The organism is Asticcacaulis sp. AND118, assembly GCF_020535245.1.
Taxonomy (GTDB): domain Bacteria; phylum Pseudomonadota; class Alphaproteobacteria; order Caulobacterales; family Caulobacteraceae; genus Asticcacaulis.
In genome coordinates this window covers 70,938-96,792 of sequence record NZ_CP084912.1, presented here as the reverse complement: position 1 = coordinate 96,792, position 25,855 = coordinate 70,938, and the positions used below count along the sequence as shown (strand labels likewise).

Genomic DNA, 25,855 nt, shown 5'->3' with positions numbered 1-25,855 from the left:
AAAGTGCGTGCGCGCCCTGTATCGGGGTGCAGGGGCCCGCGGCCCCTGCGTCTTCATCGCTTCAAAGGAAAAGGCCGCTCAGGAAAATCCTGAGCGGCCTTCAGCATCTTTGGCACTCAGCCCAAAGCCTTAACCCATACCGCCGCCCATCATGCCGGGGGCCATGTTGTGGTTGAGGTGCGTCATGACCCACAGCGAGCCCACGATCAGGATGCCGAGGATAATCGCTGTGAAGACGAAGGCGAGGTTGTTCCACACCTGGCTGGACGAGGTGTTCATGTGCAGGAAGTAGTACAGGTGCACCACGATCTGGATCACGCCGAGGATGAGGATAACCGGCACAAGAGTCGACGCCGGCAGAATCTTCAGCATGGTCAGGGCGAACGGGATGGCCGTCAGGATCACCGCCAGAGCGAAACCGATCAGGTAATCCTTCACGGAGGCGTGGCCCGCGCCGTGGTCATGACCGTGACCATGGCCATGGTTCAGCTTGTCGACCGCGTGGTGGTCGGCCAGCTCGGTATGCGGGTCGTTGGCCTTGTGTAGGGTGGGCTTGTCAGGGATGTGCATCAGGCGGCTCCCATCAGGTAGACGATGCTGAAAACGCCGATCCAGATGATGTCGAGGAAGTGCCAGAAGAGGCTCAGTTCCATCATGCGGATACGGTTGGCGGGGGTGAGGCCGCGGCGGAAGAGGTGGACGAACATGACGCCCATCCAGATCAGGCCCGACGTCACGTGCAGGCCGTGGGTGCCGACCAGCGTGAAGAAGGACGACAGGAAGGCCGAGCGGTCGGGACCGGCACCTTCGTGGATCAGGTGGTTGAACTCATAGAGTTCCATGCCCATGAAGCCGAGGCCGAGCAGGCCGGTGACGGCCAGCCAGCCGATGACGCCGTTGAGTTTATTATTCTGCATCGAGATCATCGACAGGCCGAAGGTCAGCGATGAGAGCAGCAGCAGGGCGGTTTCGACGGCCACGAAGCTGAGGTCGAACAGTTCACGACCGTTCGGGCCGCCCGCCGTCGCGTCCTTCAGCACCGCGAAGGTGGCGAAGAGGGTCGCGAAGATCAGGCAGTCGCTCATCAGGTAGATCCAGAAACCGAAGGTGACCTTGGCTTCTTCGTCGTGATGATGATGGTCGTCCGTGTGGTGGGTGTCGTTCGGATTGTGGTCGTAGGCCGACTTCACCTGATCCTTGAACGCGCCCAGAGGGTTTTCCGCCGGGTTGGTAGAGGGGCTGCTCATGGATTACGCCTCCGTCTTCTTGAGCTGGGCGAAGCGCGCGTCCTCGATCGCCTTGATCTCGTCAGGCTGGACGTAATAGTCGCGGTTTTCGTTGAAGGTGTGCAGGATGGCGAGCGCGATCATGCCGACGAAGGTCACAACCACCAGCCACCAGATATGCCACACCAGGGCGAAGCCGAACGGAATGCTGACCAGACCGATCAGCAGGCCCGTCGCCGTGTTGCGCGGCATGTGGATGGGCTCGTAGGTTTCCGGCTGCACATAGGCCTGACCGGTCTGCTTGGCGTCCCAGAACGAGTCGTGGTTGCCGATGGCCGGGGTGACGGCGAAGTTATAGAAGGGCGGCGGCGAAGAGGTCGCCCATTCCAGCGTGCGGCCGTCCCACGGGTCGCCCGTGACGTCGCGCAATTCGTCGCGCTTCCAGATGGAGTAGGCGATCTGCACGATCTGAGCGACGATGCCGGCCAGAATGACCAGCGCGCCGACGGCGGCGACGATCAGGTAGGTGTGCCACACCGGGTTGTCCATGTGGCTGAGGCGGCGCGTCATGCCCATCAGGCCCAGCGCATAGAGCGGCATGAAGGCGAGGTAGAAGCCGATCAGCCAGCACCAGAAGCTGACCTTGCCGATGCCCGAATGCAGCCTGAAGCCGAAGGCCTTGGGGAACCAGTAGTTCAGGCCGGCGATGCAGCCGAACAGCACGCCGCCGATGATGACATTGTGGAAGTGGGCGATCAGGAAGACCGAATTGTGCAGGACGAAGTCCGCGCCCGGAATGGCCAGCATGACGCCGGTGGCGCCGCCGATGACGAAGGTGATGATGAAGCCCAGCGTCCACAGCATCGGTACTTCGAGGCGGATCCGGCCGCGGTACATGGTGAAGAGCCAGTTGAACACCTTCACCCCGGTCGGGATGGAGATGATCATGGTGGTGATGCCGAAGAAGGCGTTCACATTGGCGCCGGCACCCATGGTGAAGAAGTGGTGCAGCCAGACTAGGAACGAAAGGACGGCGATGGCCATGGTGGCGTAGACCATGGCGTCGTAACCGAACAGACGCTTGCGGCAGAAGGTGGCGACGACCTCCGAGAAGACACCGAAGGCGGGCAGGACGAGGATGTACACTTCCGGATGGCCCCAGGCCCAGATCAGGTTGACGTACATCATGGCGTTGCCGCCGCCGTCATTGGTGAAGAAGTGCATGCCCAGGTAGCGGTCGAGGCTGAGCAGGGCCAGCGTCACCGTCAGGATCGGGAAGGCGGCGACGATCAGGATGTTGGCGGCCAGCGTCGTCCAGGTGAAGACGGGCATACGCATCAGGGTCATGCCGGGCGCGCGCATCTTGAAGATGGTAGCGATCAGGTTGACGCCGGACAGTGTCGTACCTATCCCCGCGATCTGGATAGCCCACAGGTAATAATCGACCCCGACCCCCGGAGAGAATTCGATCCCCGATAGCGGCGCGTAGGCCAGCCAGCCGGTATGGGCGAACTCACCGATAACCAGCGAGACGTTGATCAGCACCGCACCCGCCGCCGTGAACCAGAAGCTTAAGGAGTTCAGGTAGGGGAAGGCCACGTCGCGCGCGCCGATCTGCAGCGGCATGACGACGTTCATCAGGCCGACGACGAAGGGCATGGCCACGAAGAAGATCATGATCACGCCGTGGGCGGTGAAGATCTGGTCGAAGTGGTCGGGCGGCAGGAAACCCTCGCCGCCTGCGGAGGCGAGCGCTTGCTGGGCGCGCATCATCAGGGCGTCGGCGAAACCGCGCAGCAGCATGATGAGGGCGAGGATGATGTACATCACCCCGATCTTCTTGTGGTCGACACTGGTCAACCACTCTTTCCACACATACGGCCACTGCTTGAAGTAGGTGGTCAGGCCGAGCACGATGACGGCCGCGCCGACCATGCCGGCGCCGGCGCCCATGATGATGGGGTCGTGCCACGGCACGGAATCGATGTTGAGTTTACCGAAGAGGAAGCGAAGAAGCGGGTCTTCGTGAAGTTCGGCGACAGGGCTGGACATGGGTTAAATCGCTTTACGGGTCAAATCTTTGAGGGCGACGCGGATCGGAGATCAGCTTTCCGGAGTGGCGTTGGTCAACGCCACCTTGTCGGCCGTCTTGTTTTTCGAGGTCAGGATTTCAGGGGCGACGCAATCAACCGCGCCGGGGACAAGATTCTTCATCATCGCCATGTTGAAGGCGTCTTCCTTGCACAGGCCGCCATCGGCACAGCCATTGACAACCTTGCTGAACAGGGCGGGCTGGACCGTGGCGTAGAAGGCCGGGGCCTTGAGCGTGCTTTTCTGATGCAGCGTCTTGTAGGCGTCGGCGTCGGCGTCGAGCGTCTGGCCCGAGGCCTTGGCGCTGGCGACCCATGCCTCGAACCCGGCTTCATCCACGGCCTTGGCCTTGAACTTCATATTGGCGAAACCGAAGCCCGAATAGTTGGCCGAGATGCCGTCATAGACGCCGGCATGGTCGGCGCGCAGCGACAGGTGGGTCTGCATGCCGTTCATGGCGTAGATCTGCGTGCCGAGTTGCGGGATGAAGAAGGAGTTCATCACGCTGGCCGAAGTGATCTCGAAATGCACCGGCACGCCGACCGGCATGGCCATTTCGTTCACCGTAGCGATGCCGTACTGCGGATAGATGAACAGCCACTTCCAGTCGAGCGCCACGACCTGAACCTCGATCGGGGTCACGCCGGCCTTTTCGGCGACGGCCTCGACCTTCTTGTGCGGGTCCAGTTCGTGCGTGGAAATCCACGTCACGGTGCCGAGCGCGATGATAATCAGGGTCGGGATGGCCCACACCACGGCTTCGATGCGGTTCGAATGCTCGAAGTTAGGATCGTAGGTCGCCTTGGTGTTCGAGGCGCGGTAGCGCCAGGCGAACCACAGGGTCATGAAGATGACCGGCACGACCGGGATCAGCATGAGCAGGGTGGCCAGAATGATCAGGTCCTTCTGCGCCAGACCGATCGGACCCTTGGGGTCCATCAGCGCCCAGTCACAACCGCTGAGGCTCAGGGCAGCGGCGGCCATCAGACCGGCCACGAGGCCTTTGCGGATCAGGTTCCTGCCTTCAAGAAAATTCAGATGCACGACGCATTCACCGGAAGTAAGTCCCGCGCGCGGGAGGTTTTCAAATGTCAAAGCGCTCGCGTCCTAATGAAATTACAGGGAAGCGCAAGGGGCAAATTGTCTCAGGGGGGCGCGCAGCGCTTAAAACAAGCGTTGTAATTTTGTTATGTTAAATTCGGCACTTGCGTAAAAAACGCATAAGCATGCGCCGGTATGTGGATAAATAAATGACATATGTGTCAGATTGTCGCAGATTCCACTTGCGCAAACCGTTATGCTGCGTAAGCTAGGGTGAAATTGACGCCCGTGTGAGTTTTGTGACGTTCGGGCGCTGCGTATGGAGGAACTGACATGACGGATGCTCTGCACACCTACCGTTTCGGCCTGGGCGTAAAGTCCGCGCTGGTTTGCGCCGCTCTGCTACAAATTGTCGCAGGCGTGTTGCTTATGTCTCAGGCCTACATGGCCGGCGGCACGGTCATGCAGCAGTTTTCGGGCGTGGTTCTGGGCCTGATCCCGGTGGCGATCGCCCTGTTCGTGGTGCCCGTCCTGTGGCGTTGCGAACTGCGCGTCTATGAAGACCGTCTGGAGTATCAGGGTGTCCTGCTCGACATCGCTATCCCGCGTGAAGACATCGTCGCGGCGGCCGCCCCCAGGCGCGGCATGGGCATGTTCGACGTGTCGCTTGAACTGATCAACGGGCCGTTCCGCCGCCTGCGGCTGGCCATCATGGACAAGAACGAAGAGCGTCTGGCGAACTGGCTCAACAAGGCCCACGCCTGATTGCCTACGGGGATAGAAACGAGAAAAACAAAAAAAACAAACAAGCGCCCGGCTGAAAGGTCGGGCGCTTTTAATTTTGGCCCATGACCTGTTTGGCGAGATCTATTTTTTTTCCGCCTTCCGCCCGCGGCGAACCAGCCACAGACTGCCGCCGGCCAGACCCGCCGCCAGCGTGAACCATGTCAGCGCATAGACCAGATGGTTGTTGGTGAAGCGCACCACGGTCAATCCGCCCCTGGGCCAGCCGCCGGACACCGTTGCGGCTTCGGCATCGATGAACCAGTTCGGCGTCGATACGCCGCGCGCCCTGGCGATCTGCGCCACGTCGCGCAGGAACCATTGATCCTTCGCCGGATCGTTGGGTTGCGAGAACAGCCAGCCCTTGTCCTGCGACATGCGCACCAGACCGGTAACCTGCACCTCTCCGGGGACCTGACCCTGCGCCCTTGTCTCTGGAGCGCGTAGCTCCGTCGGCACATAGCCGCGATTGATGATCACCGTCCCGCCGGCGGTTTCCAGCGGCGTCATGACCCAGTAGCCCGCGCCAAGGTCGGTCAGGGCGTAGACCTGCGTCTCCTTGTCATGACGGAAATGGCCGCTAAGCGTGACGCGGCGATATTCGTCATTGGCGGGCGTAAAGGCGGGCCAGCCACCCGGCCCGGCCACCAGCGGCTGAGGTGCGCGGTGCACGCGGGCATTGACCGTTTCGATCAGCGCCGTCTTCCACATCAGACGCTGCACCTGCCATACGCCCAGCGCGGTCAGGGCCAGCACGACCACGGAAACGGCGAAGAAGGCAATGAGACGACGCATGAAGGGGAACCTTTCGGAATGTCCCCGTCCTATAATCCATGGACGCGCCCGCGTCCTCCCCAAATCCATACAACCCTGCGGTCACTACACGCAGACGTGTAGGGGAGGAGAGTCGTATTTGTATACTATCTGGTGGAAATTTACCTATGGTTAACCCTGTGATCTCATAAGTCGCATAACGGAGTCATCTCCAGCGGCGCACGGTCAGCCGGTAACAAGGTACGGGACGAAAGCCCCGAAACCTTTCTTTCGGCTGACAATAAGCAAAAACAGGGCGGGGGCCCCATGATTTTCGATTCCTCTGTCGGGCAGAAGGATGTTCGCAGTCTGGCCAATCTCAGCGAGACGGCCTCGACCTCGCGGGTGCTCAACCTTGGGCATGTGTACCGCACGCACGGCGACCTGCCGGAATACGGCCTCAAGCCGTTTTTCACCAACCGGCAGATGAACCGCGCCCTGATCCTCAAACACACCCTGCGCGCCAACGAGCAGGATCTGTTCGCCAAACCGCGGCGCACCACGACCAAGATCATCCTGCCCTTCGACAACGAAGACCTGAAGCTGGGCGGCCAGTCGGTGCTGGTGGGCCAAGTGGGTTACGATGCCTTCCTGCGCAATATCTATAACACCAAGGCCGTGGCTACCCTGCCCGATGCCGAGGTGCTGCGCGCGCTCGATGAATTGCCCTCGCTCGACCCGTTTCTGGTGCGCGAGCATCTGGGGCGGCGCGGCTATCGCCCGGCGGGCTGCTATCTGCATATTTCTCAGGCCGACATCGCGCGCATGATCGGTTTCGCCAATAGTGAGATCGAGAGCCTGGTGCGTGAAGCCTTCGGCTCGGCCATGCAGCAGGCGACGCTCAAACTGGCCGGGAAGATACTGGCCAACGAACTGGATCACGAACTGGACCCGCTGCGTATGACGCTGCGCCTGTCGAATGGCGAATTTTCCGACGGGGTCTTTTCGTGGCGCGGCTTCCTCTATTTCAAATGGCGCTATACCGAGCTTCAGGAAGAGCTGAATAAGGTGCTGAACGGTCTGGCCACCTATCAGCCGATGATGACGCGCGAAAAGGCGGTGCTGGACTTTCTGAGCGACATCCGCCCGCGTCTGGGCCGGCGCATCTCTCAGGCCATCGTCTCGGTGGGTCGTACGCTGGCGGTGTACGACAAGGCCTATCAGGCTCTGACGCGCGGCCGCGATCCGGGACCGTTCCGCCGCTTCCTGCTCGACGGGCCATCGCTGTTTTTCGAGCTGGGCGAGCATATCGGCATCCTCAGCCATATCAGCTCGTTCTGGAACTATCGCATGGCGCGGGTCCATCGTATGCAGCGGCTGTCGGCCGAAGAATATGCCGAACTGCTGATGGACTATTCCGACAGCCTGTCGGCCCTCTATATCGAGGACGAGGACACGGCGCAAAGCTGGTAGTTTGGGTCGGCAGTTAACGTCGCGCGGTCTCAAGTCTTTCCATAAATTCCGCGCGGTAAAGCCGGCTCAGGCGTAGCACCGCCCCGTCGCGCAGGACAAGCTGCGCATCGCCGCGCCCGATCGAGCGCACCTCGCGCACCTGATCGAGACGGACCAGCCCGCTGCGGTGGATGCGGGCGAAGCGGTCGCCGGGCAGGCGCTGCGACAGGGCCGACAGGCTCTCATCGACCAGAAAGGCCTCGGCACCGGCGTGGACTTCCGCATAGTCGCCGGCGGCGCGGACCCAGATGATATCTTCCGGGGGAATAAAGATGCGTCGCCCCTTGCTGCGCGCCACCAGACAGGCGGCGCGCCAGTCGCGGCTGTCCGCCGCCTTGCCTGACCGTGTTTCCAGCCGCGTGCGCACCCGCGCCAGCATGGCGGCGAAACGCAGATCGTCGAAGGGCTTGAGCAGATAATCGACCGCCTCGGCCTCGAAAGCCGTTACCGCGTACTGATCGTAGGCGGTGAGAAACACGGTCAGCGGCATGTGGTCGCGCCCGATGGAGGTCACCACTTCCAGCCCGTTGAGCAGCGGCATGGCGATATCGAGAAAGACGACGTCCGGCGCGGCGGTGCGGATGGCGTCCACGGCGGCCTGACCGTTTTCGGCCTCGGCGACGATGTGCATGTCCGGGGCCTCGGCCAGAAGGTCGCGGATGCGCGCGCGGGCCAGCGGCTCGTCGTCGGCGATGAGGACGCGGATCATTGCGGCACCCGCAGGCGGACGCGGAAGCCGTCGCCCTTGGTCGTGTCGATATGGAAGTCGTGCCGGCCCGGAAAGAGGTGCGCCAGACGCTGGCGCGTGTGACCGAGCCCGATATTTTCCCGGATATCCGACGCGCCGACGCCGTCGTCGGCCACCTGCACATCCAGATAGGCGCCATCGAGCGCCGCGGTCAGGGTCAGGGTGGAGGGCCGGGGCGAGGGGGCGATGCCGTGGCGGATGGCGTTTTCGACCAGCGGCTGCAGCAGCAGGGTCGGCAGGCGCGCGGCCTCGGCCTCCGGGGCTATACGGCGGACGACGTTGAGGCGCGACCCCAGCCGCATCTGCTCGACCGCCAGATAGGCGTCGATCAACTGCAACTCGTCGCTCAAGCTCGCATCCGGATTGCGGTTGGCGTTGAGCGACAGGCGCAGCAGGTCGCCCAGCCGCGCGATCATGCGCTCGGCCTCGACCGGCTGGGTGCGGACCAGGGCCGAAATGGCGTTCAGCGCGTTAAACAGAAAATGCGGCTGGACCTGCTGGCGCAGGGCGGCGGCCGCGGTTTCGGCGATCTGACCTTTCAGTTGTGCGCGTTCCAGCTCCTGCGCCCCGAGCGTGCGCAGGGCCTCGGCCCCGGCGGCCCCGGCGGCGACTATGGCGTAGATCAGGAAATTGGCCTGAAAGCTGGTGGCCAGCTTGCGCTGAAGCAATTGCAGGCCCGGCGTCAGGGCTTCGTCCCCGCCGAACAGCACGCCCAACAAGAGGACATAGATCAGGGTATGGACGACCGACAGGAGGCTGCCGGCGACGAGGTGCAGGGCCAGCCCCTTGCGCCAGCGGGCGGCGTTCATCGGGATGCGCCGCCCCAGCCACAGGATGGCCGGGGTCAGGGCGGCCCAGATCAGGCTGACGGTGAGGGCCGGGCCGAAATAGGCGCTCCACGGTTTCGCCGCGCCGTAGGAATCGTTGATGAGCTGCCACTGGGTGGCGTTGAGCAGGGCGACCAGCGTCCACACGCCCAATAGCAGGGCCGCCGAACGGCCCCGCGCGATACTCCGGTCTTTGATCCCCACTGACATGGCCGGACCATAGCATGGTGTCCGATCCTGTCCTATCCGGCTGGTCGATAAGGCAGGCCGTTTCGGCGAATGAAGCTGGCCGCCCGCAGGGGTTGCAGGCAGGGTGAGCCTGTCATTCGGGAATGCACTCTTCCCAACCTTATGCAGGGAAACCGGGCCCACCTCCCTCGTCCGGAGTCAATGTATATACCGCCGTGCCATCCTGGGGCACGGCGGTTTTTTTTTAGCCTTCAATAAAGCTCAGTATGTCGGCATTGATCGCATCGGCATTGATCGTCGCCATGCCGTGAGAGAAGCCGGGATAGACCTTCAGCGTGCCGTGCTTGACCAGCTTGATGGCTTCGAGCGCGGCGGCGGCGATGGGGACGATCTGGTCGTCGTCGCCGTGCAGGATCAGCACCGGCACCTCGATGGCCTTCAGGTCCGCGCTCAGATCGGTTTCCGAAAAGGCCTTGATCCCTTCATAGTGCGCTTTGGCGCTCCCCATCATGCCCTGACGCCACCAGTTGTCGATCACGCCGGGGATCGGCGCGTTGCCGTCGCGGTTGAAGTTGTAGAAGGGGATGGGCAGGTCGCGGAAGAACTGGGCCCGGTTGGCGGCGGTCTGGGCGCGCAGGCCGTCGAACACCTCGATCGGCAGGCCCAGCGGGAAGGCTTCGGTCTTGAGCATGATCGGGGTGACGGCGCTGATCAGCACGGCCTTGGCGACGCGCCCATTGCCGCCGTAACGCGCCACATAGCGGGCCACTTCGCCGCCGCCGGTCGAATGGCCGACATGGATGGCGTTCTTCAGATCAAGATATTCGACGATGGCATTGGCGTCGGCGGCGTAGGTGTCCATGTCGTGGCCTTCGCTCGACTGGCTGGAGCGGCCGTGGCCGCGGCGGTCGTGGGCGACGACGCGATAGCCTTTGGACAGGAAGAACAGCATCTGTGCGTCCCAGTCGTCAGACGACAGGGGCCAGCCGTGGTGGAAGACGATGGCTTGAGCCTCGCGGGGGCCCCAGTCCTTGAAGAAGAGGCGGGTGCCGTCGGCGGTCGTGACGAAGGATTCGTTGGTCATGGCGGTAGCTCCTGAAGGGTTCGGTTTGGGCAAGGCTTCGCCGGCTGGCTGAAAAGGGCACTTGCGGACATCGTGGACAGGTAAGGGTTTGAAGTGGCCCGGGGAGGCCGAAACGCTGTGTACGTTGTAAGGTGTACAGGCGGCGTCCGGTTACCGAAAGCCGTCATTTTACGCATTCAGCGTTGCTGCAAATGCAACGCTATCTGGGTTACGCAATGGCGCGGCTTTACCGGCCGCTGATGCCTGTCGCGGAAGCTCCGGGCTTATCCTTACGCAAGGCCGCGTAGGGTTAGCGCCTCCCCGCAACCGAAAGGATACACCATGCTCAAGGACATCGCCACGGCAATCAGGGCGCGCGATGCGGGCAAACCCTTGCCGCTGCATCAACTACTGGTCTGTCCGGTGGCGGGGACCGATATGACCACGCCCGCCTATCAACGCTATGGCGACGCCAAGCTGGCGCAGGTGATGGCCGTCGAACGCCTGCGTACGGCCTTTGGCTACAGCGATATCTCCGAAATGAGCGTATGGTAGGCCTATAGCCGCTCCAAGGTGCTCAGAAGCCGCATCATGTCGGCGGGTGTCGAAGTGAAGCCCGGCGTCACGCGGATGCAGGCCCCGCGGTCGAGGCCTGTGCGCATAACGGTGAAAATGCCTTGGTCATCCAGCAGGCGCTTGGCAAAAGCCGCATGAGCAGCGGGCGACGGATCGGCTTTCAGGCGGAACGAGGTGATGCCGATGTGCAGACGCGGATCGGCGGGCGTCAATATGTCGATGGTCTTCAACGCGCGCGCCGGTTCGGCCCACAGGTCACGCAAGGCGCGGAACCGTTGTTCGCAGGCCGCCGAACCGATCTGCGCGTGCAGGCTAAGCGCATCGATGGCCGCCATCTGGGCGGCGAAATTCGCCGTACCGGTATGGACGCGCGCCGAGACCGGATCGCGTTCACTGACCGCCTCGCCCATGTAGGGATCGATGTCGTTAAGGCGCGCCTTGCGGATAAACATGGCCCCGACGCCCACCGGTGCGCCGATCCATTTATGCAGATTGAAGCCCGCGAAGTCGAGGCCCTCGGCCTTCACATCGACCGGGCTTTGGCCCCAGGCGTGGGCGCTGTCGACGATGGCGTCGACGCCGCGTGTGCGGGCCATGCTGACAATCTCGCGCACCGGCAGACGCAGGCCGCTGCGGTGACCGAGATGGGTCAGCAGGATCATTCGAATATTGGGATGAGTCTTCAGCGCGTCGTCGTAGGCGTCGATCAGGTTCTGATGCGTCGCCGGGTGGGGGAGGGCGATACGCACCACCTCGACCCCACGACGGATTTTCAGCCACGCCATCGCCGTCTGCATGCTGTCGTAATCGTGGTCGGCAAACAGGACCGCATCGCCGGCTTTCAGGCGGTTATAGCCGCCGATCAGGGCCTGAAGCGCTTCGGTGGCGTTGCGCGTCAGGGCGATCTCGGACGGATCGGCATTGAGCGCCATGGCGACCGCCTGACGCAGCTTGAGGTAATAGGGGGCGAAGCCGCGCCGCGTGAAGGACGCGCCTTCGCGATTGACCTGCGCCGTGTAGCGGGCAAAAGCCGCTTCGACCGCACGCGGCATCTGCCCGAAGGCGCCGTATTCGAGATTGATCAGCCCGTCGGGCCGCGCCGGAAACGCTTCGGCCACCCGCGCCCAGCCGGCGTCATCCTGCGGCCCGGCCGGCGCGGTCACGAGCGTCGCGGATTGCGCAAGGGTGGAAGCTGGAACAAGTGCGCCCAGGATAGGCGAAGAAAGGGCGCTCAACACACTTCGGCGGTGCATGGGGACTCCGGAAAAGCAGAAGGGGACAGGTCCGAAGACCCGCCCCCCGATCACGATGTCACGCCGATCAGAATCGGGCGTTCAGGCGCACATAGTACTGACCGCCGTAGGTGTCGTACGGCGCGTTACGCGAGTATTCGATACCGCGCGACGCCTGGAAGATGGCCTTTTCCGGGTACTGGTCGAAGAGGTTTTCGGCCGAGACCTTGAGCGACAGCTTTTCGTTGAGGTCCCACAGCACCGAGGCGTCGACGAAGTTCATCGCGCCGAAGCGCTGGAAAATGTCGCCCGTCGAATTGCCGGTCGAGTCGGTCCACGCCGCGTAGTGACGCGTGCGCACCTGATACTCGAACGCGCCCTTGCGGAAGGTGCCGGTGAAGGCGGCGTTATTCTGCGGCAGGCCTTCTTCGTAAATACGCTTGGTGGTCGGGTTGGCCATGATCGAACCCGCCGTGACCAGCGTTTTGTTGTTATTATAGGCCAGCAGCAGGGTCAGGCGGCCGTCCCACAGCGGTCGGGTATAGGTGGTCACCACGTCGATGCCCTTGGTGCGGGTGTCGTAATCGTTGGTGTACCAGTAAACCGAGGTGAAGCTGGCCGCCGCCGGATAACCCTGCGCCACGAGAGCGTTCTTTTCCGCCGTGCTCAGGCTGACTGACGCCGATTGCCCCAGACGATTGCTCACCTCGATCTGGTACATGTCGAACGAACCCGACAGACCGAAATCGGTGCGCCAGACGAAGCCGGCGCTCTTGTTGGTCGATTCTTCCGGCTCCAGCGGCTTGGCACCCTTGCTGACAGCGATGGGGTTGAGCGGCGACAGGCGGCCATTGGTGAAGACCTGCAGCGTCACCGTATCTAGGCCTTGCGACACGGCCAGCGAGTTGATCTGGCCCGGCGTCGGGGCGCGGAAGCCGGTGGACCACGACCCGCGGGCGGCGAAGTAGGGGGTGAACTCGTAACGGGTCGAGAGCTTGCCGTTGGTGGTGTCGCCGAAGCTGTCGAAGTCTTCGTAGCGCACTGCGCTGCCGACGGTCCATTCCGGGGTCAGCTTCGCTTCGATGTCGACATAGGCGGCAGAGCTTTCCTGCGACCACTCGCCGGCCTGCAGGTCGGAGAAGCCGGGGAAGCCGTTGGAACCGACGGCGAGGCCGTCCTTCGCGCCCGGACCGACTTCGTAAGACGCCTTGTCGCCGGCGCCGACCTTATAGGTCTCTTCGCGCCGCTCGGCCCCGAAGGCGATATTGACCGGCTCGCTCAGGCCGAGGTCGAGGCGGTAGACGCCGTCGGCATTGAGGGTGACTTCGCGCTGGGTCTGGGTGCCGAGGAAGAAGTCGAAGGGCGAGGAGGGCCCCAGCGAGGCGTTGATCGAGTTATAGAGATAGAACTTGGTCTCGTTCTCACCGACCGAGGCGCTGACGTCCCAGGTGAAGACCTCGCCGCCGCCGCGCAGACCGGCCACGGCCTGATAGTCCTGATATTTGGCCTGTTCGCGCGGGGTGAAGCCCAGCGGATAGACGGTCTTGAGGTCCCAGCCGGGGAAACTCGGGACGGTCTTGTAGACGCTGGCGTTCGACGTCGCCGACGGAATACGCCAGTTGATGTCGTTGATGCCTTCACCCCTGGCCGCCGTGGCAAAGCCGTAGGCTTCGGCAAAACCGAGATCGAACGCGCCGTTGAGCGCGAAATTGTAGCTTTTGGTGTCCGGCGCGCCCCAGTGCTGAACGGGGTCCGGCAGGACGACGCCCGGATTGGCCTTCATATAGTCTATGGCGTCCTGACGCTGATGGCTGCGCGAGGTCATCTTCGCGTCCGCCCATTCCAGCGAGGCGGTGACGAAGCCCTGATCGAAGCGCGTGCCGGCCTTCAGGCCCGCGCGCACGGTCTCGCCGTCCCCTTCGTAATATTGCGAGCCCTGCACATAGGCGTTGACGCCCGGACGCTCATCCAACTGGATGTTGATGACGCCGGCGATGGCGTCCGAACCGTACTGGGCCGAAGCGCCGTCACGCAGCACTTCGACGCGGCCAACACTTAAGGACGAGATCTTGTTGAGGTCCGCGCCCTGAGCGCCGCGCTGTCCCAGAAATGCCGAACGGTGGAAGCGCTTGCCGTTGACCAGCACCAGCGTCTGGTCCGAGCCGAGGCCGCGCAGCCGGGCCGGACGGATGAACTGCAGGCCGTCCGACGACGGCAGCTTGAGCACCTGAAGCGACGGGATGACCTGAGCCAGATTGTCGGCCAGTTCCGCCGACGCGCCGTCCTGCACCGCCTTGGCCGAAACGACGTCGACCGGCGTCAGGCTTTCGTACCTGGTGCGGCCCTTTTCGCGGGTGCCGGTGACGATGATTTCCTGGGTCTCTTCGACCGCCGGAGCGGGACGGGTTTGAGCGTGCGCCACGGGCGCGATGAGGAGGGCGGCGGGCAGAAGCGGCCACAGCGAGGCGGTCGTGCGCAGCAGGCGAAGATTGAAGGCGGCAAGCATGTCTTTGTCCCCAAAACATGACGAAGGATGGGGCGCTTGCTAGGGGTCGTCTGCGACGCTCAGGTGATGGCTTAATGAATTTTTAAATACGGTATACGCTCATTTCGCGTCTTTGGCCGTGTGACCACTCGCGGGCGTGTAGCCGGCAAGGTGCGGGTCAACCGTGGGTCCAGCCGAAGCCGGGCCAGATAAAATGTCCACGTACGGCAACGGCCGCCGCATCCGCAGACGCGACGGCCATCACAATAAACGCTTACCTTGTCGCGTACCCCAAAAAACGCCGGGCGCTTTTTGGGGTACGCTTTTAAACCTTACTTCAGCAGACGCGCCTTGAGCGCCTCTACGTCCCCGGCGGTAAGGCCGAGGTCTTCGCGGACATAGCGGTCCCAGCCGCCTTCGCGCGTCTCGATGGCCGCAAACGCCGCGTCGAGATAGCTGGCGTCAACGCCCATCAGGGCCTGAAGGACGTCGGGCGGCAACCGGCGGAAGGCGGCTGTTTGCGGGTCTTCCTGTTCGCCGGCCTTCGGCACGTCGGGCGTATAGTACCGGTTCGACAGCAGATAGTCCTCGGTAACGGTGGCGCGCGGCACGCCGACGAGGGTCAGGATCAGCGCCGTGGCTACGCCTGTGCGGTCCTTGCCCGCCGAACAGTTATAAACCATCGGTGTTTCGCCATCGATGATCAGGCGCAGCATGCGCTTGTACTGATCCGCGAAGCTGAACGGCGCCTGGCGGTAGAAGCCGGCCATCATATGGCGGGTCTCCTCGGCGGTAACATTGCCCTTCTGAAAAAAGGCCATGAACGGCGTCATGTCGAGGTCGTAGTCCTGCGTATAGACCGCGACTTTCATGTCGGCGGGCCACACCGCCGGGGCGGCGCGACGTTCCTGCGTGGCGCGGAAATCGATATTGGTCTTGATGCCGCGGGCGCGCAGTTGTTCGAAGCCTTTGGGCGTAATGCGATGCATCGCCGCCGAGCGGTAGAGCACGCCCCACTTCAATTCACGGCCGTCGGCGGTTTTGTAACCACCGAGATCGCGGAAATTGTTGCTGCCTTCGATGGCAATCAGACGCGACGGGGCTTCGGCAGCGGGAACCGTCTGGGCCCAGGTGGTCGGGGCCATGGACGCGGCGGAGAGGAGCGCGGCGAGGGCCGCGCTTTTCAGGAGGGTTTTCATCTGTTTTATCCTTTTGTTTTTATTAGAAGTTGAAGCGCAGGCCGGCGAGGAAGCGGCGGCCGATCTGTTCGACTTCCGACGGGTGACGCTCGTCGCCTTCAAAGGCGATGTAGGTTTCGTCGGTCAGGTTCGAAGCGTCGGCGAACAGGGTAATGTGCCGGGTCGCCGCATAGCGCAGGGTCAGGTCGAGGTTGCCGTAGGCCTTGCGGTATTCGTCACCGCCCGCACCCAAGCCCAGACCGCCCAGCGTATCGGCCCAGTCGTCGCGCCACTGATACGAAAGACGCGCCGAAACGCCGTACTTTTCGTAGGAGACCGAGGTGTTGACGATGGTCTTGGAGGTGCCGGGGAAGGGCACGCCCTTGCGCGCCACGGTGTCGAATTCACCGTCCAGAAGGGCGACATTGCCGCTGAAGCCGAGGCCGTCGAACGGCGAGGGCAGGGCGGAGAAGGTCTGCTGATAGTTCAGTTCCAGACCATAAAGCTTGCCGTTATCGCCATTGAGCGTCGAGGTGAAGTCGTAGCCCGTGCGGTCGATGCCGTTGGCGTCATAGGCGTCGTTGGTGATCTTGGTCTTCGAGTCGTAGAGGACGTTGTCCACCTTGCGGTAGAAGACGCCCGCCGACACCACGCTGTCGTTCGAGAGGTAGTATTCGAGAGAGGAGTCGAGGCCCCAGGTGTATTCCGGCTCCAGATGCGGATTGCCGCCTGAAATCGTGCCCGGCGTCGCGGTGTCGTTGATCGACGCGCCGCTTCGGATGGCGCCGAAGGACGGGCGGGCGATGCCGCGCTGCACCGCGCCGCGCAGGACCAGCTTGTCCGACAGGTCGAACCTGGCGTTGAGGCTGGGGAAGAGGTCCGTATAGTCGTTGTCGACCACCAGCGGGGTGACGGTCGTGCCCGACTTGGTGAAGCCCGTGATGCGCTGCTTCATGTGCTCGACACGCGCGCCGAAGACCACCTGACCGCCTTCCCACATGTATTTGGCCATGCCGTAGGCCGCGCCGAGATTCTCGGTGATGTCGTACAGGCTGGACGGGTCGATAATGGTGGCGGGATTATATTTGCCGGCGGCCTGCAGCGTGTTGAGACGCGCTTCGAAATCGGTGCGCAGGCGCTTGTTGTCGATGTATTTCAGATTGATGCCCAGCGGGAAGCCGGTGTCCCAGTTGCGGCCGGTGACGTAGTTCGAGGCTTTCAGATCGTCCGCCGAACCGATGCCGAGGAGCTGCGTCAGCAGCACGGTCGGCTGGTTGATGGTGTTGCCCTCGATCTCGCGGTGATCGTGCTGGTAGCCGGCTTTGTAGACCCAGTTGCCGGTGTCGCGCGTCACGTCGAACCTGGCGGTCCAGCTATCGGCCTTGATATTCGAGATGATCGGCAGGCCGATATTGAAGTCGAATGCACTCTGATCCAGTGTCGTCAGGGCGTCGCCGCGGGCATAGGTGCCGCTGGTTGCGCCGTTGACGGTCTTGTACAGGCTGATGATCGGGAAGTTGGGATCGTCGACGCGGTAGCTGATCGACGGGCGAAGCAGACGGTTGAGTTGCTGGTTCTGCAAAACGAGCGGCAGATAGGTGGTGTTGGTCATCTTGGCGACATTGGCGCGCCAGCTCAGGGACCAGCCGTCGTTGAAGCCATGCTCGCCACCGAGCGTCGTCAGCTCGTTCTTGGTGCGGTATTCGCCGAACTCGGCGGTCGAACGCACCGGCACGCCGACCAGATCGCCGCCGGTGGCCGTGCGCGTGCCCGACAGGGCGTTGGCCAACTGGAAGGTGTAGTGGTTGCGCTCTTCGTCGTCCTTGAATTCCGAGGAGACCCATTTCAGGAACAACTCGTGGCCTTCGGCGGGACGCCATTCGAAGCCCAGCGACGCGCCATTGTTTTCGCGTACCAGCAGGTAGTTGCGGGCGTCGAAGCTGCTGATGCCGTTGGCGTCGTAGGAGAATTCGCGGTTGTCGGTGACCTGTTCGCGCTGATAGTGCGACACGGCGGCCATGACGCCGAACGCGCCGTTCGACCAGGCGCCGCGAAGCGACCCCTGACGCTGTTCGCCGCCGCCCAGCTCCATTTGACCTGCACCCAGCTCGCCCTGAACGTCGAAGCCCTTGCGGTTCATCGGCGAATAGGTGCGCAGATCGATCTGCGCTACCACGGCCTCGGCAGGAAGGTCGGGCGTCAGCGACTTGTTGACGGCGAGCGATTGCAGGATCACCGCCGGAACCGCATCGAAGCGGAAGGCGCGGCCCGAACCGCCTTCGTCGACGCCGATCACCGGCACGCCGTCAAACGACACGCTGGTCCAGCGGTTCGGTGCGCCGCGCACCTGAATATAGCGCTCCTGACCCTGATCGCGCTGAACGGCGACAGCGGGCAGGCGCGACAGGGCGGCGGCGGAGTTCTGGTCCGGGAAGCGGCCCACCGTGTCCGAAGCGATGACATTGACCAGATTGTCGGCATTGCGCTGTTCGCGCAGGGCCGCCAGTTGCGAGTCGCGCAACGGCGCGAAAACGACGACTTCGGTCACCTCGTCTTCAGCCGGTGCCGGTAACGGTGCGGGCTCAGGCGACGGCTGGTCTTCGGCGCGCGCGGCGACGCCCAGTGCGGCCCCCAGCGCGAAGGTGGAAAGCCCGGCCAGTGCGGCCGCGCGGATGCGGTTTTTGGAAGAGATGAACATGAACGTGCCCCGATGATGACGAACTCGGGATGGTCAATTAGAACGTTTGTATGTAAAAATTTGAACGTTTATATGAAGGATTCGTAACGCCCGTCTCCCGCGCTGATTTCTGTAATTCCCTGTGGCATTCGCGCCGCAAACCGGGCTATAGACGAAAAAGGTATCATAGTGCGAGGCCGGTTCGGGCGGATATGCAGACTATAGACAGCGTCTATAATAAAGAGACAGAAGCGCTTAAGGTGTCTGCGGCCGATCGGCTGCTTGGGGCGGTTGCCGGCATGTGGCGTAGCCACGGACGCGCCCAGATGAGTGCGCGTCAGGTCAGTCAGAGCGCCGGCGCTCAGGCCTCGCAAATCAACTACTATTTTGGCGGATTTGAACAGTTGTTATGTTCGGCGCAGGGGCGCGCCATCGCACACGCCGCAGCTTGGTGCGAGCGGACCTTAAGCGAAATGGGCCGTATCGACGCCACGGCTAATGGCGGGGAAGCCTTCGGGCATCTGCTGGCGGCAATCATCGACGACTGGTGCCGGTCGCAGGCCGATCTGGCCTTTGCCTGGGGCGAGTGTCAGATTCTGGCGGCGCGACAGCCGGACTTCGCCGACGCCAACGCCCAGTGGCAGGCTTTGTGGAAACGCTTCTGGGACGAAGCCTGCGCGCTGACCGGAATGGGGCCGCAGGCCGATCTGGTGCGGGTCTTCTTCACGGGCGAGGCCTTTCTCCATCGCATCGTCTGGCGCGGTTCCTTCGACCGCGCCTGCCTGTCGGAAAGCGGCCTGTCCTGGGCGCGTCTGCTGATGACCGGCGATCCGGGCGAAGGACCGTTGCGCGACTATGCGCGGGTGGAAACCGCGCGCTTCGCCGCTCCGGTGCTGGTGGCCGGTTCGGTGCACGAACGCATTGCCGAAGCTGCCGCCGATATTGTGGGGCGCGAGGGTGCTGCGGCGGTGACGCATCGGGCGGTGGCGCAAACGGCAGGGCTCAATCTGGGGGCGGTGACCTATCATTTCCCCAGCGCCGGCGACCTGATGGCGGCGGCGTGGGCCTATATCTATCTGCGTCTGACCCGCCCGCACCTGACCGCCGATGACGCGCCGGTGACGCGCCAGTCCTATATCGAGGGACTGACGGCCTATTCTGCCGCCGATGCGCGGCAACCCGACGCGCTGGCCATGGAGGCGCTGCTGTCGCAGGCGGCGCGCGATGAAAGCCTGCGCGACCGCGGCGCCATGATCCGTTATTCGCGCGGTCAGACCACCCTGCATCGGCTGAGCCGACTGCCGCGCGAACAGGGTCCGCTTGGGCCACAAGCCGCCGGGCTGGTCTCGACCTTTGCGCAGGGTCTGGGGCGTGACCTCAGCGTTCTGTCGCCGGCGCAACGCCCGGCAGAGGCGCGGCGGCTGATCACCCAACTGCTCGACGCCCTGCAGGTGCGCTGATTGTCGTCGCCATTGCGCGATTTTGATTTATGATGCGCGAAAGCCCGATGCATAGCGGGTAAGGAAGCGCTCATGAAAATCCCCGCCTGTCTGTCCCTTTTGTGGCTCGCCGCCGTGCCCGCCGCGGCGCAAACCGCCGATAAGGGTCTGTTATTCTCCCTGTCGGGCGACAATGGGCTGAGCGCCGATGCCGCTGCGGGGCAGGCCCAGCCGATCTTCGCCGTAGGGGCCACGACGACGCCGGACGGTCAGAGCGGGCCAGCGCTGAGGCTCAACGACAATCTGGCGCTGGCGTGGTCGGCGCCCGGCAATATTCAGGCGCAGCGCGGCACCCTGTCCTTCTTCTTCCGGCCCCGCGACGATTTGGGCAGCGAGCCGTTTCCGTTGTTCCGCGTCGCCGCCTCGGAAAGCAGCAGTTGGGACATGGTGTGGCTGCGTATCGACTGGAACGGGCACGGTTTCGACGCCTTCGTCACCGACACCAATCTGGCCCGTTCGCGCGTGTCGTTCAAAATGGACCGTGTCCCGGCGAAGGACGACTGGGTGCATGTGGCCTTCGCTTGGGACGAGGCGCAGGGCGTCAAGCTGTGGATCAACGGCCGGGCCGCCGCCGAAAAGACACTGAAAGCGCATTACGATATGGGCCTTTACGGCTTCGGGCCGTTCCAGCGCATTCTGTCGCCCTATCAGGTCCATTCGATGTACAATTTCCGCCGTTCGGGCGACATCGACGAGATCCGCGTCTATGATCGGCGACTGGACGATGCCGGCGTGGCGGCGCTGGCGACGAACGGCGCGCCCGCCCTCCCGTCCTTGACGTTCGACCGGAGCCTCTGGCTGCAGCGGCATGGTTTCGAGACGCCCGATGCAACCTATCTCAGCGATCCGGTGACGCGCATCCGCAAGGTCGAGTTCACCGATACGCGCGACCTGAAGGCTAAAATGTTTCGCGGCGCGGACGGTATCCGCGAAACCACCTGGCCCGGCGTCTATAACCGTTCGCGCCTTGAGGGGCGAAACGACTATTTCCAGTTGCCCGATTGGAACGTCTATTCCGAAGGCGGCAAGGCCTACGATTTGACGCTGCCGGACGAGCCGTGGAACCGCATCGAGATCACCGGCGCGGCCTTCGGCACGCTGACGCGGGACGGCAAGGCGCTGTTCGCGCGCAAGCCCGGCGTCGAGCGTACCTCGACCGTGGTGCCGGAGCATAGGGGCGGCAAGCTGCGGTTTGAGACCACCCTGCCGGAAACGCCGATACAGGAGATCGCCGCCTATCACGTGACCAAGGGCGAGGTGCCGGAAGGCTACGCCACCCTGCGCTATACGGTCGACGCCTCGGCGGATGCCGGGCTTTATCCGGCGCTCGATGATCTGCGCGGCTTCATCGGTGGGCGGTATGTGCCGTCCGAGCGCAGCGTCGCCGTGGCCCTGCCGGCGGGCGCGCCGCGTAAACCGGGTAAGGCGGTTGTAGGCTGTGCGCCGATCGTGCACCTGCTGATCCCCGGCGATTTCCGCGATACGCGGCCGGGCGAAGCGCCGACGCGCTTTGCCTATGGCTGGGCGAATATGGAGGCGGGCCTCGACGGCATCGCCCTCGATCTGCCGGCGCTGAAGGTCACGCCGTCGCAGGGCGAACTCATCCCGCTGAATATCCGCCTGCGCGATCCGAACTGGCCCGAACGCGACCTGATGGACGTCAATGTGGCGGTCAAACCCGGCGAAGCGCGCACCCTGTGGCTCGATACGCGCGATCGCATCCTGCCGCCGACCGCCAGCCTGATGATCAGCCTCGCCTCCGATCGCGATTTCGACGCCGCGGCGCTGAACGGGACGCAGGTGCGGCTGGTGTTCAAGCCAGCGGCGGAGGCGAAGGCCGAGCACGTCGCCGATCGGCTGGAGCAGGCGCGCGACAATCTGGCCTTTTTCGTCGAGGAACAGCCCAATATCCGCGCCTATCCGCTGTGGACGCGGTTCGAGCGCGACATTTCCGATGTGCTGCGCGTCGATCCGGGCAATGAAACCGCACGCGCCTACTGGGTTGAGAAGAATCCCGAACAGCCCTACGGCCCGCCGTTTCAACAGTCGCAGCCGCCCGCGGGCGCGCCCCTTTGGGCCTGGCGTCAGGTCGAGGATTTGCGGCTTTACAAGCGTTTCGTCGACTGGTGGATCGACAATCGTCAGGTCGAAAACGGTGAATTCGGCGGGGGCCTGAGCGACGATACCGATCTGATGAATGCCTGGGTGCCGCTGGTTCTGATGGGTGTCGATCCGCAGCGCTACATCGCGTCACAACGCAGATTGCTGGATGCGACCTACAAGAATGAAATGTGGAGCGGGGGGCTCAGCCGCATCGTCACGGACGACCTGCACTCCTACGAAGAGGGCATCAATGCCGTGGCGCAGGCGCTGCAGATGAGCCCTGGTGATCCGGTCGCGCTTGAGCGCGCCATGGCAGTGGCGCGCGAATATCCGCGCCTGTTCGAGGTCAATCCCGCCGGGCACCGCCATCTGGTCTCCGGCTGGTTCTCCGGCACGCACATCGCGCGCGAAGGCCATCTCGGCTGGCAGCGGCACTTCGGCCTGCTGATCACCCATCCGGGCTTGCTGCTGGTCGATCATAACGGCGCGCCGCAGACGCGGAAACTGTTGCTGGAGACGGTGGACGGCTGGCTGGCGCACGGGAAACCGGACGATAAGGGCAACTGGTCCTTCCCCAGCGATATCGAATGGGCGACCGACAAGACGTCGGGTAACGGCATCCAGAGCGCAGGCAGCCTGTTCTGGGCGGCCTATAGCTGGACCGGTGACGCCCGCTATCTGCGGCCGATTGAAGGCGATATCAAACGCGGCAATCTGGCGGCCCTGTCGCAGATCAATGCCGACCTGATGACGCGCGCGCCGGGCGGGCCTGAGTTGGCCAACCGCATCGTGGCAGGCGAGATCGGCGGTAAGGGCGCGCCCATCGACCGCAATCTGGGCGGCATAGGCGATAAGGATTTCGCGGCGCTGGTGCGCTGGCAGAAGACCGGCGATGCGGCGCTGCTGAGCGGGCTCTACGAAAAGGAGGTCGAGGCCAATACGCGGCGTATGCCGGTCCTGACCGAAGCGCATCTGTGGTCCGATCGCGTCAGCGTGCCGAACGAGCTTCTGCAGCGCACGCGACTGGGCGGCGTGGCGCACCGGCGCAATGTCTACTATCCCGGTAATCTGCTGCGCTGGCGCTTCGAGGGCGCCAAGGGCGAGGATGTGGCGGTGCTGGTCGATTCCGGTCATCCGACCGCCTTTACGGTCAGCGCCTACAGCTTTGCGAATAGCGCGGCGACGGCGATCCTGACCGCCGATCAGATGGCCCCGGGCCAATGGCGCGTCACGGATGGCATGGGACGGACGCGCATGGCTGAACTGGAGCGCGGGGCGGACCTGCGCCTCGATTTGCCGTCGCGCCAAAGCGTCACCTATCGCTTCGAGCGCGTGTCAGCGGGAGAGGAGACGGCAAACCGTCCCGACATCGCCGTGTCGACGGAGAGCATACACCTCAAGGGTCGCAGCTTAAGCATCCGCGTTCATTCGTTAGGGGCAAAACCGACTCCGGCCGGAACCGCGGTTGTCAGCGATGCACAAGGTCGCGAAATCGCCCGCGTGCGCTTTGGGGAGCTGGCCGCGCCGCTGGACCTTCTGCCCAAGGCGCAAACCGTGTCGGTGCGGCTGCCCGCCGCGATCACTGAGGGTAAGGTGGTTCTGACGCTCGACGGCGAGCCGAAGGAAATCCTCAAATCCAATAACGAGGCGATCTGGTAGCCGATCCTTTTGACTCGTCAGAAATACACTTTATGGTTGTGTAATGGTTAAAATCGTGGTTCGCTCCCTCCTGCAAACTCAAGCGGGCGGGGAAAGACATGCCACTCAGAAGTTATGGCGTCCTCAAGGGCAGGGCGGTAGAGGTACGGCTGGGCACAAGCCGCAATGCGCACTATCAGGTCCATCTGGTCGACGAAACGACCGACTATCGTATCGCCATCAATGTGCAGTCGGCCCTGTCGCCGTCCGAAGTCGAATATATCGTCGTCGAAGAATTCAGGCACCCGGTCATCGACCGCGTGTCGGGTCTGTCGCCGGGCTTTACTCGCCTGGCGGCTACACCCAATAGCGGCGCACTTGACTATATTCGCGGCAACCTGTTCGACCGCTCTAAGATGCGGCCTCTGCCCTTCGATGTGCCGGGCGTCGATAACGATCTCAACGAAAAGATCGACCGCATCATGCAGCGCGCCATGGGCGACGAAGAAGCGATGGTCTATGCCTTCGGCGAGCGCTGGGGACCGGAAGGCGGCAAGAAGGACAAGTTCTTCGGTTTCCTGCCGGGCAACGGCATACACGACATCCATATGAACCAGGGCAATGTCGGCCGCTTTACCGGCGACGACGGTATCTGGCAGGACGGCGGCCTGCTGGTGCAGTTCCCGGATCAGAACGAGTGGGTCGGCATATTCCTGAAATTTCAGTCGCAGGCCTGGCATACGGACGACCAGACCGGTCATCGCCTCGTGGGTCTTGCCGACGGTTACAGCGTGCCGCCGCCGGCGCGCCCCGATCCCGCCCTGCCCCCGGCGGCGCCGACGCGCATCGATCTGCCCGACACCGAGGAACCGCAGGGTCTGGTGCGCATCATCGCCGCCCTCGTCAACGGGACTCAGTCCCCGGAAAACGAGACCGTCACGTTGATCAACACCGCGCCGCACGCGATATCGCTCGAAGGGTGGACGATCGCCGACACCAATAAGGTGCGGACGGCTTTGGCGGGTGAAATCGCGGCAGGCGGGGTCGTCGTGGTGCCGATCGTCCAGCCTGCGGCCCTGACCAACCGGGGCGGGATCATCACCCTGCTGGACGACACGGGTCTGAAGGTCGACGGCGTCGCCTACAGTCGGGAGCAATCGCGCCACCCGGGCTGGACCATCGTCTTCTAAAGAGCCATGGTCATGTCCCTGAAAACCCTCCTCCTGTCGGTGATGCTGGCGACGGGCGCATTGAGTGCGTCCGCGGCTCCGCCGCAGACCGCCGCCACGAGTCCCTCCGTCACGTTACCCCGCAGCTTTGTCGAACCGGTCACCGGTCTGCGTTTCGTGCGCATACCGGCTGGGTCTTTCATCATGGGCAGCCGCTTCGGCGAAGCGCAGCCCGAAGCCGATCGCAAATGGTATGCCGACGAAGCGCCGTCGCGCACGGTCACGCTCAGCGGGGATTTCTGGCTGGCCAGCACCGAGACGACCGTGGCCGCCTTCAGGCTGTTCGTCGCGGAAACGGGATATGTCACCACGGCGGAGCGCGTGGGTGAGAGTCTGGGAGACTATACCCTGACTACGGATGCGCAAGGCCGTCAGAGCGGTCAGTGGGGCCCCGGCAATGGGCTGGATTGGGAACATACAGGCTGGAAGGCGGGCGACGACCATCCGGTCGTGCACGTAAGCTGGACGGATGCGGCAGCCTTCGTCCAGTGGCTGCGCGACAAGACGGGGCGGCCCTTCCGCCTGCCGAGCGAGGCGGAATGGGAATACGCCGCCGGCGGTCCCGACCATGCCGTCTATAGCTGGGGCGAGCACGAGCCGGTGACGGGTCAGGAGGGCAATATAGCCGATGCGCGCTTCGCCGCTGCCTATCCGCAGTGGAAATATCCGGTGCTGAAATCCGTCGATGACGGCTTCGTCCATACGGCCCCGGTCGGGCGATACAGGGCCAACGGCTTCGGGCTTCATGACATGACCGGTAACGTCTGGGAATGGTGCGCCGACCGTTACGCCGCCGACTATTATCTCAGCGGTCCGGCGCAGGACCCGCAGGGGCCATCGACCGGAAGCCAGCGCGTGCATCGCGGCGGCGGGTTCGACTGGGAGCTGCCCTATCTGCGCGTCGCCAAACGCCGCCGCGCCGACGAACAAACCACAGCGGCCAATATCGGCTTCCGTCTCGCGCTTCAGGCGGAGTGACCGCCCACGACACCAAAGGGGGAGGGG

The 25,855-nt window shown here is 63.5% G+C and carries 19 protein-coding genes; 7 read left to right on the top strand and 12 right to left on the bottom strand.

Annotation, left to right across the window (positions count from 1 at the left end; genetic code table 11):
- Positions 1 to 129: 129 nt before the first annotated feature.
- From cyoD to cyoA, 4 genes are read right to left on the bottom strand one after another with little or no spacing between them, the layout of a single operon-like run.
- Positions 130 to 570, bottom strand: a complete 441-nt coding sequence (gene cyoD / locus LH365_RS18135) for a cytochrome o ubiquinol oxidase subunit IV (RefSeq protein ID WP_226746327.1) — start codon at positions 568 to 570, stop codon at positions 130 to 132.
- Positions 570 to 1,247 (bottom strand): cytochrome o ubiquinol oxidase subunit III, encoded by a 678-nt coding sequence (gene cyoC, locus LH365_RS18130; protein WP_226746326.1) that lies wholly within the window; start codon positions 1,245 to 1,247, stop codon positions 570 to 572. Before cyoC ends, cyoD begins: the two co-directional genes overlap by 1 nt.
- A gap of 3 nt (positions 1,248 to 1,250) precedes the next feature.
- The gene (cyoB, locus tag LH365_RS18125; protein WP_226746325.1) at positions 1,251 to 3,278 is read right to left on the bottom strand and encodes a cytochrome o ubiquinol oxidase subunit I; all 2,028 of its coding nucleotides are present in this window, start codon (positions 3,276 to 3,278) and stop codon (positions 1,251 to 1,253) included.
- Positions 3,279 to 3,329: 51 nt separating this feature from the next.
- Positions 3,330 to 4,361 (bottom strand): ubiquinol oxidase subunit II, encoded by a 1,032-nt coding sequence (gene cyoA / locus LH365_RS18120; RefSeq protein ID WP_226746324.1) that lies wholly within the window; start codon positions 4,359 to 4,361, stop codon positions 3,330 to 3,332.
- A gap of 330 nt (positions 4,362 to 4,691) precedes the next feature.
- Here cyoA and LH365_RS18115 point away from each other — a divergent pair, with 330 nt between their 5' ends.
- The gene (locus LH365_RS18115; protein WP_226746323.1) at positions 4,692 to 5,123 is read left to right on the top strand and encodes a hypothetical protein; all 432 of its coding nucleotides are present in this window, start codon (positions 4,692 to 4,694) and stop codon (positions 5,121 to 5,123) included.
- A 102-nt stretch (positions 5,124 to 5,225) separates the two neighbouring features.
- Here LH365_RS18115 and LH365_RS18110 read toward each other — a convergent pair whose 3' ends face one another.
- A complete protein-coding gene (locus tag LH365_RS18110) occupies positions 5,226 to 5,936 on the bottom strand; it encodes an SURF1 family protein (protein WP_226746322.1) in 711 nt (236 codons plus the stop codon).
- A 285-nt stretch (positions 5,937 to 6,221) separates the two neighbouring features.
- On the opposite strand from LH365_RS18110, the gene LH365_RS18105 reads away from it, so the two are divergent.
- A complete protein-coding gene (locus LH365_RS18105) occupies positions 6,222 to 7,367 on the top strand; it encodes a hypothetical protein (protein WP_226746321.1) in 1,146 nt (381 codons plus the stop codon).
- A gap of 13 nt (positions 7,368 to 7,380) precedes the next feature.
- Here LH365_RS18105 and LH365_RS18100 read toward each other — a convergent pair whose 3' ends face one another.
- From LH365_RS18100 to LH365_RS18090, 3 genes are all read right to left on the bottom strand, one after another.
- Complete coding sequence (locus tag LH365_RS18100) at positions 7,381 to 8,115, bottom strand: LytTR family DNA-binding domain-containing protein (RefSeq protein ID WP_226746320.1); 735 nt, start codon at positions 8,113 to 8,115, stop codon at positions 7,381 to 7,383.
- A complete protein-coding gene (locus LH365_RS18095) occupies positions 8,112 to 9,191 on the bottom strand; it encodes a sensor histidine kinase (protein ID WP_226746319.1) in 1,080 nt (359 codons plus the stop codon). The genes LH365_RS18100 and LH365_RS18095 overlap by 4 nt, the downstream gene beginning before the upstream one ends.
- Before the next feature lie 223 nt (positions 9,192 to 9,414).
- Positions 9,415 to 10,254 carry an alpha/beta fold hydrolase gene (locus LH365_RS18090; protein WP_226746318.1) on the bottom strand — a complete coding sequence of 280 codons (840 nt, stop codon included), beginning with the start codon at positions 10,252 to 10,254 and terminating at the stop codon, positions 9,415 to 9,417.
- Positions 10,255 to 10,575: 321 nt separating this feature from the next.
- Here LH365_RS18090 and LH365_RS18085 point away from each other — a divergent pair, with 321 nt between their 5' ends.
- Positions 10,576 to 10,788, top strand: a complete 213-nt coding sequence (locus LH365_RS18085) for an alpha/beta hydrolase (RefSeq protein ID WP_226746317.1) — start codon at positions 10,576 to 10,578, stop codon at positions 10,786 to 10,788.
- 2 nt (positions 10,789 to 10,790) lie between these two features.
- Here LH365_RS18085 and LH365_RS18080 read toward each other — a convergent pair whose 3' ends face one another.
- From LH365_RS18080 to LH365_RS18065, 4 genes are all read right to left on the bottom strand, one after another.
- Positions 10,791 to 11,972 (bottom strand): aminotransferase class V-fold PLP-dependent enzyme, encoded by a 1,182-nt coding sequence (locus tag LH365_RS18080; RefSeq protein WP_226746316.1) that lies wholly within the window; start codon positions 11,970 to 11,972, stop codon positions 10,791 to 10,793.
- Between the two features lie 157 nt (positions 11,973 to 12,129).
- Positions 12,130 to 14,547: a TonB-dependent siderophore receptor gene (locus LH365_RS18075; protein WP_226746315.1), complete on the bottom strand. Its 2,418-nt coding sequence runs from the start codon at positions 14,545 to 14,547 to the stop codon at positions 12,130 to 12,132.
- A 311-nt stretch (positions 14,548 to 14,858) separates the two neighbouring features.
- Positions 14,859 to 15,725, bottom strand: coding sequence for a tyrosine-protein phosphatase (locus LH365_RS18070; protein ID WP_226746314.1), 867 nt, complete (start codon positions 15,723 to 15,725; stop codon positions 14,859 to 14,861).
- Between the two features lie 22 nt (positions 15,726 to 15,747).
- Positions 15,748 to 18,402 (bottom strand): TonB-dependent receptor, encoded by a 2,655-nt coding sequence (locus LH365_RS18065; protein ID WP_226746313.1) that lies wholly within the window; start codon positions 18,400 to 18,402, stop codon positions 15,748 to 15,750.
- Between the two features lie 239 nt (positions 18,403 to 18,641).
- On the opposite strand from LH365_RS18065, the gene LH365_RS18060 reads away from it, so the two are divergent.
- The 4 genes from LH365_RS18060 (at position 18,642) to LH365_RS18045 (ending at position 25,828) form a co-directional block, all read left to right on the top strand.
- Positions 18,642 to 19,841, top strand: coding sequence for a TetR family transcriptional regulator (locus tag LH365_RS18060; protein ID WP_226746312.1), 1,200 nt, complete (start codon positions 18,642 to 18,644; stop codon positions 19,839 to 19,841).
- Positions 19,842 to 19,913: 72 nt separating this feature from the next.
- The gene (locus tag LH365_RS18055) at positions 19,914 to 23,642 is read left to right on the top strand and encodes a LamG domain-containing protein (RefSeq protein ID WP_226746311.1); all 3,729 of its coding nucleotides are present in this window, start codon (positions 19,914 to 19,916) and stop codon (positions 23,640 to 23,642) included.
- 98 nt (positions 23,643 to 23,740) lie between these two features.
- Complete coding sequence (locus LH365_RS18050) at positions 23,741 to 24,811, top strand: DUF2278 family protein (protein WP_226746310.1); 1,071 nt, start codon at positions 23,741 to 23,743, stop codon at positions 24,809 to 24,811.
- A 12-nt stretch (positions 24,812 to 24,823) separates the two neighbouring features.
- Positions 24,824 to 25,828, top strand: coding sequence for an SUMF1/EgtB/PvdO family nonheme iron enzyme (locus tag LH365_RS18045; protein ID WP_226746309.1), 1,005 nt, complete (start codon positions 24,824 to 24,826; stop codon positions 25,826 to 25,828).
- Positions 25,829 to 25,855 lie beyond the last annotated feature (27 nt).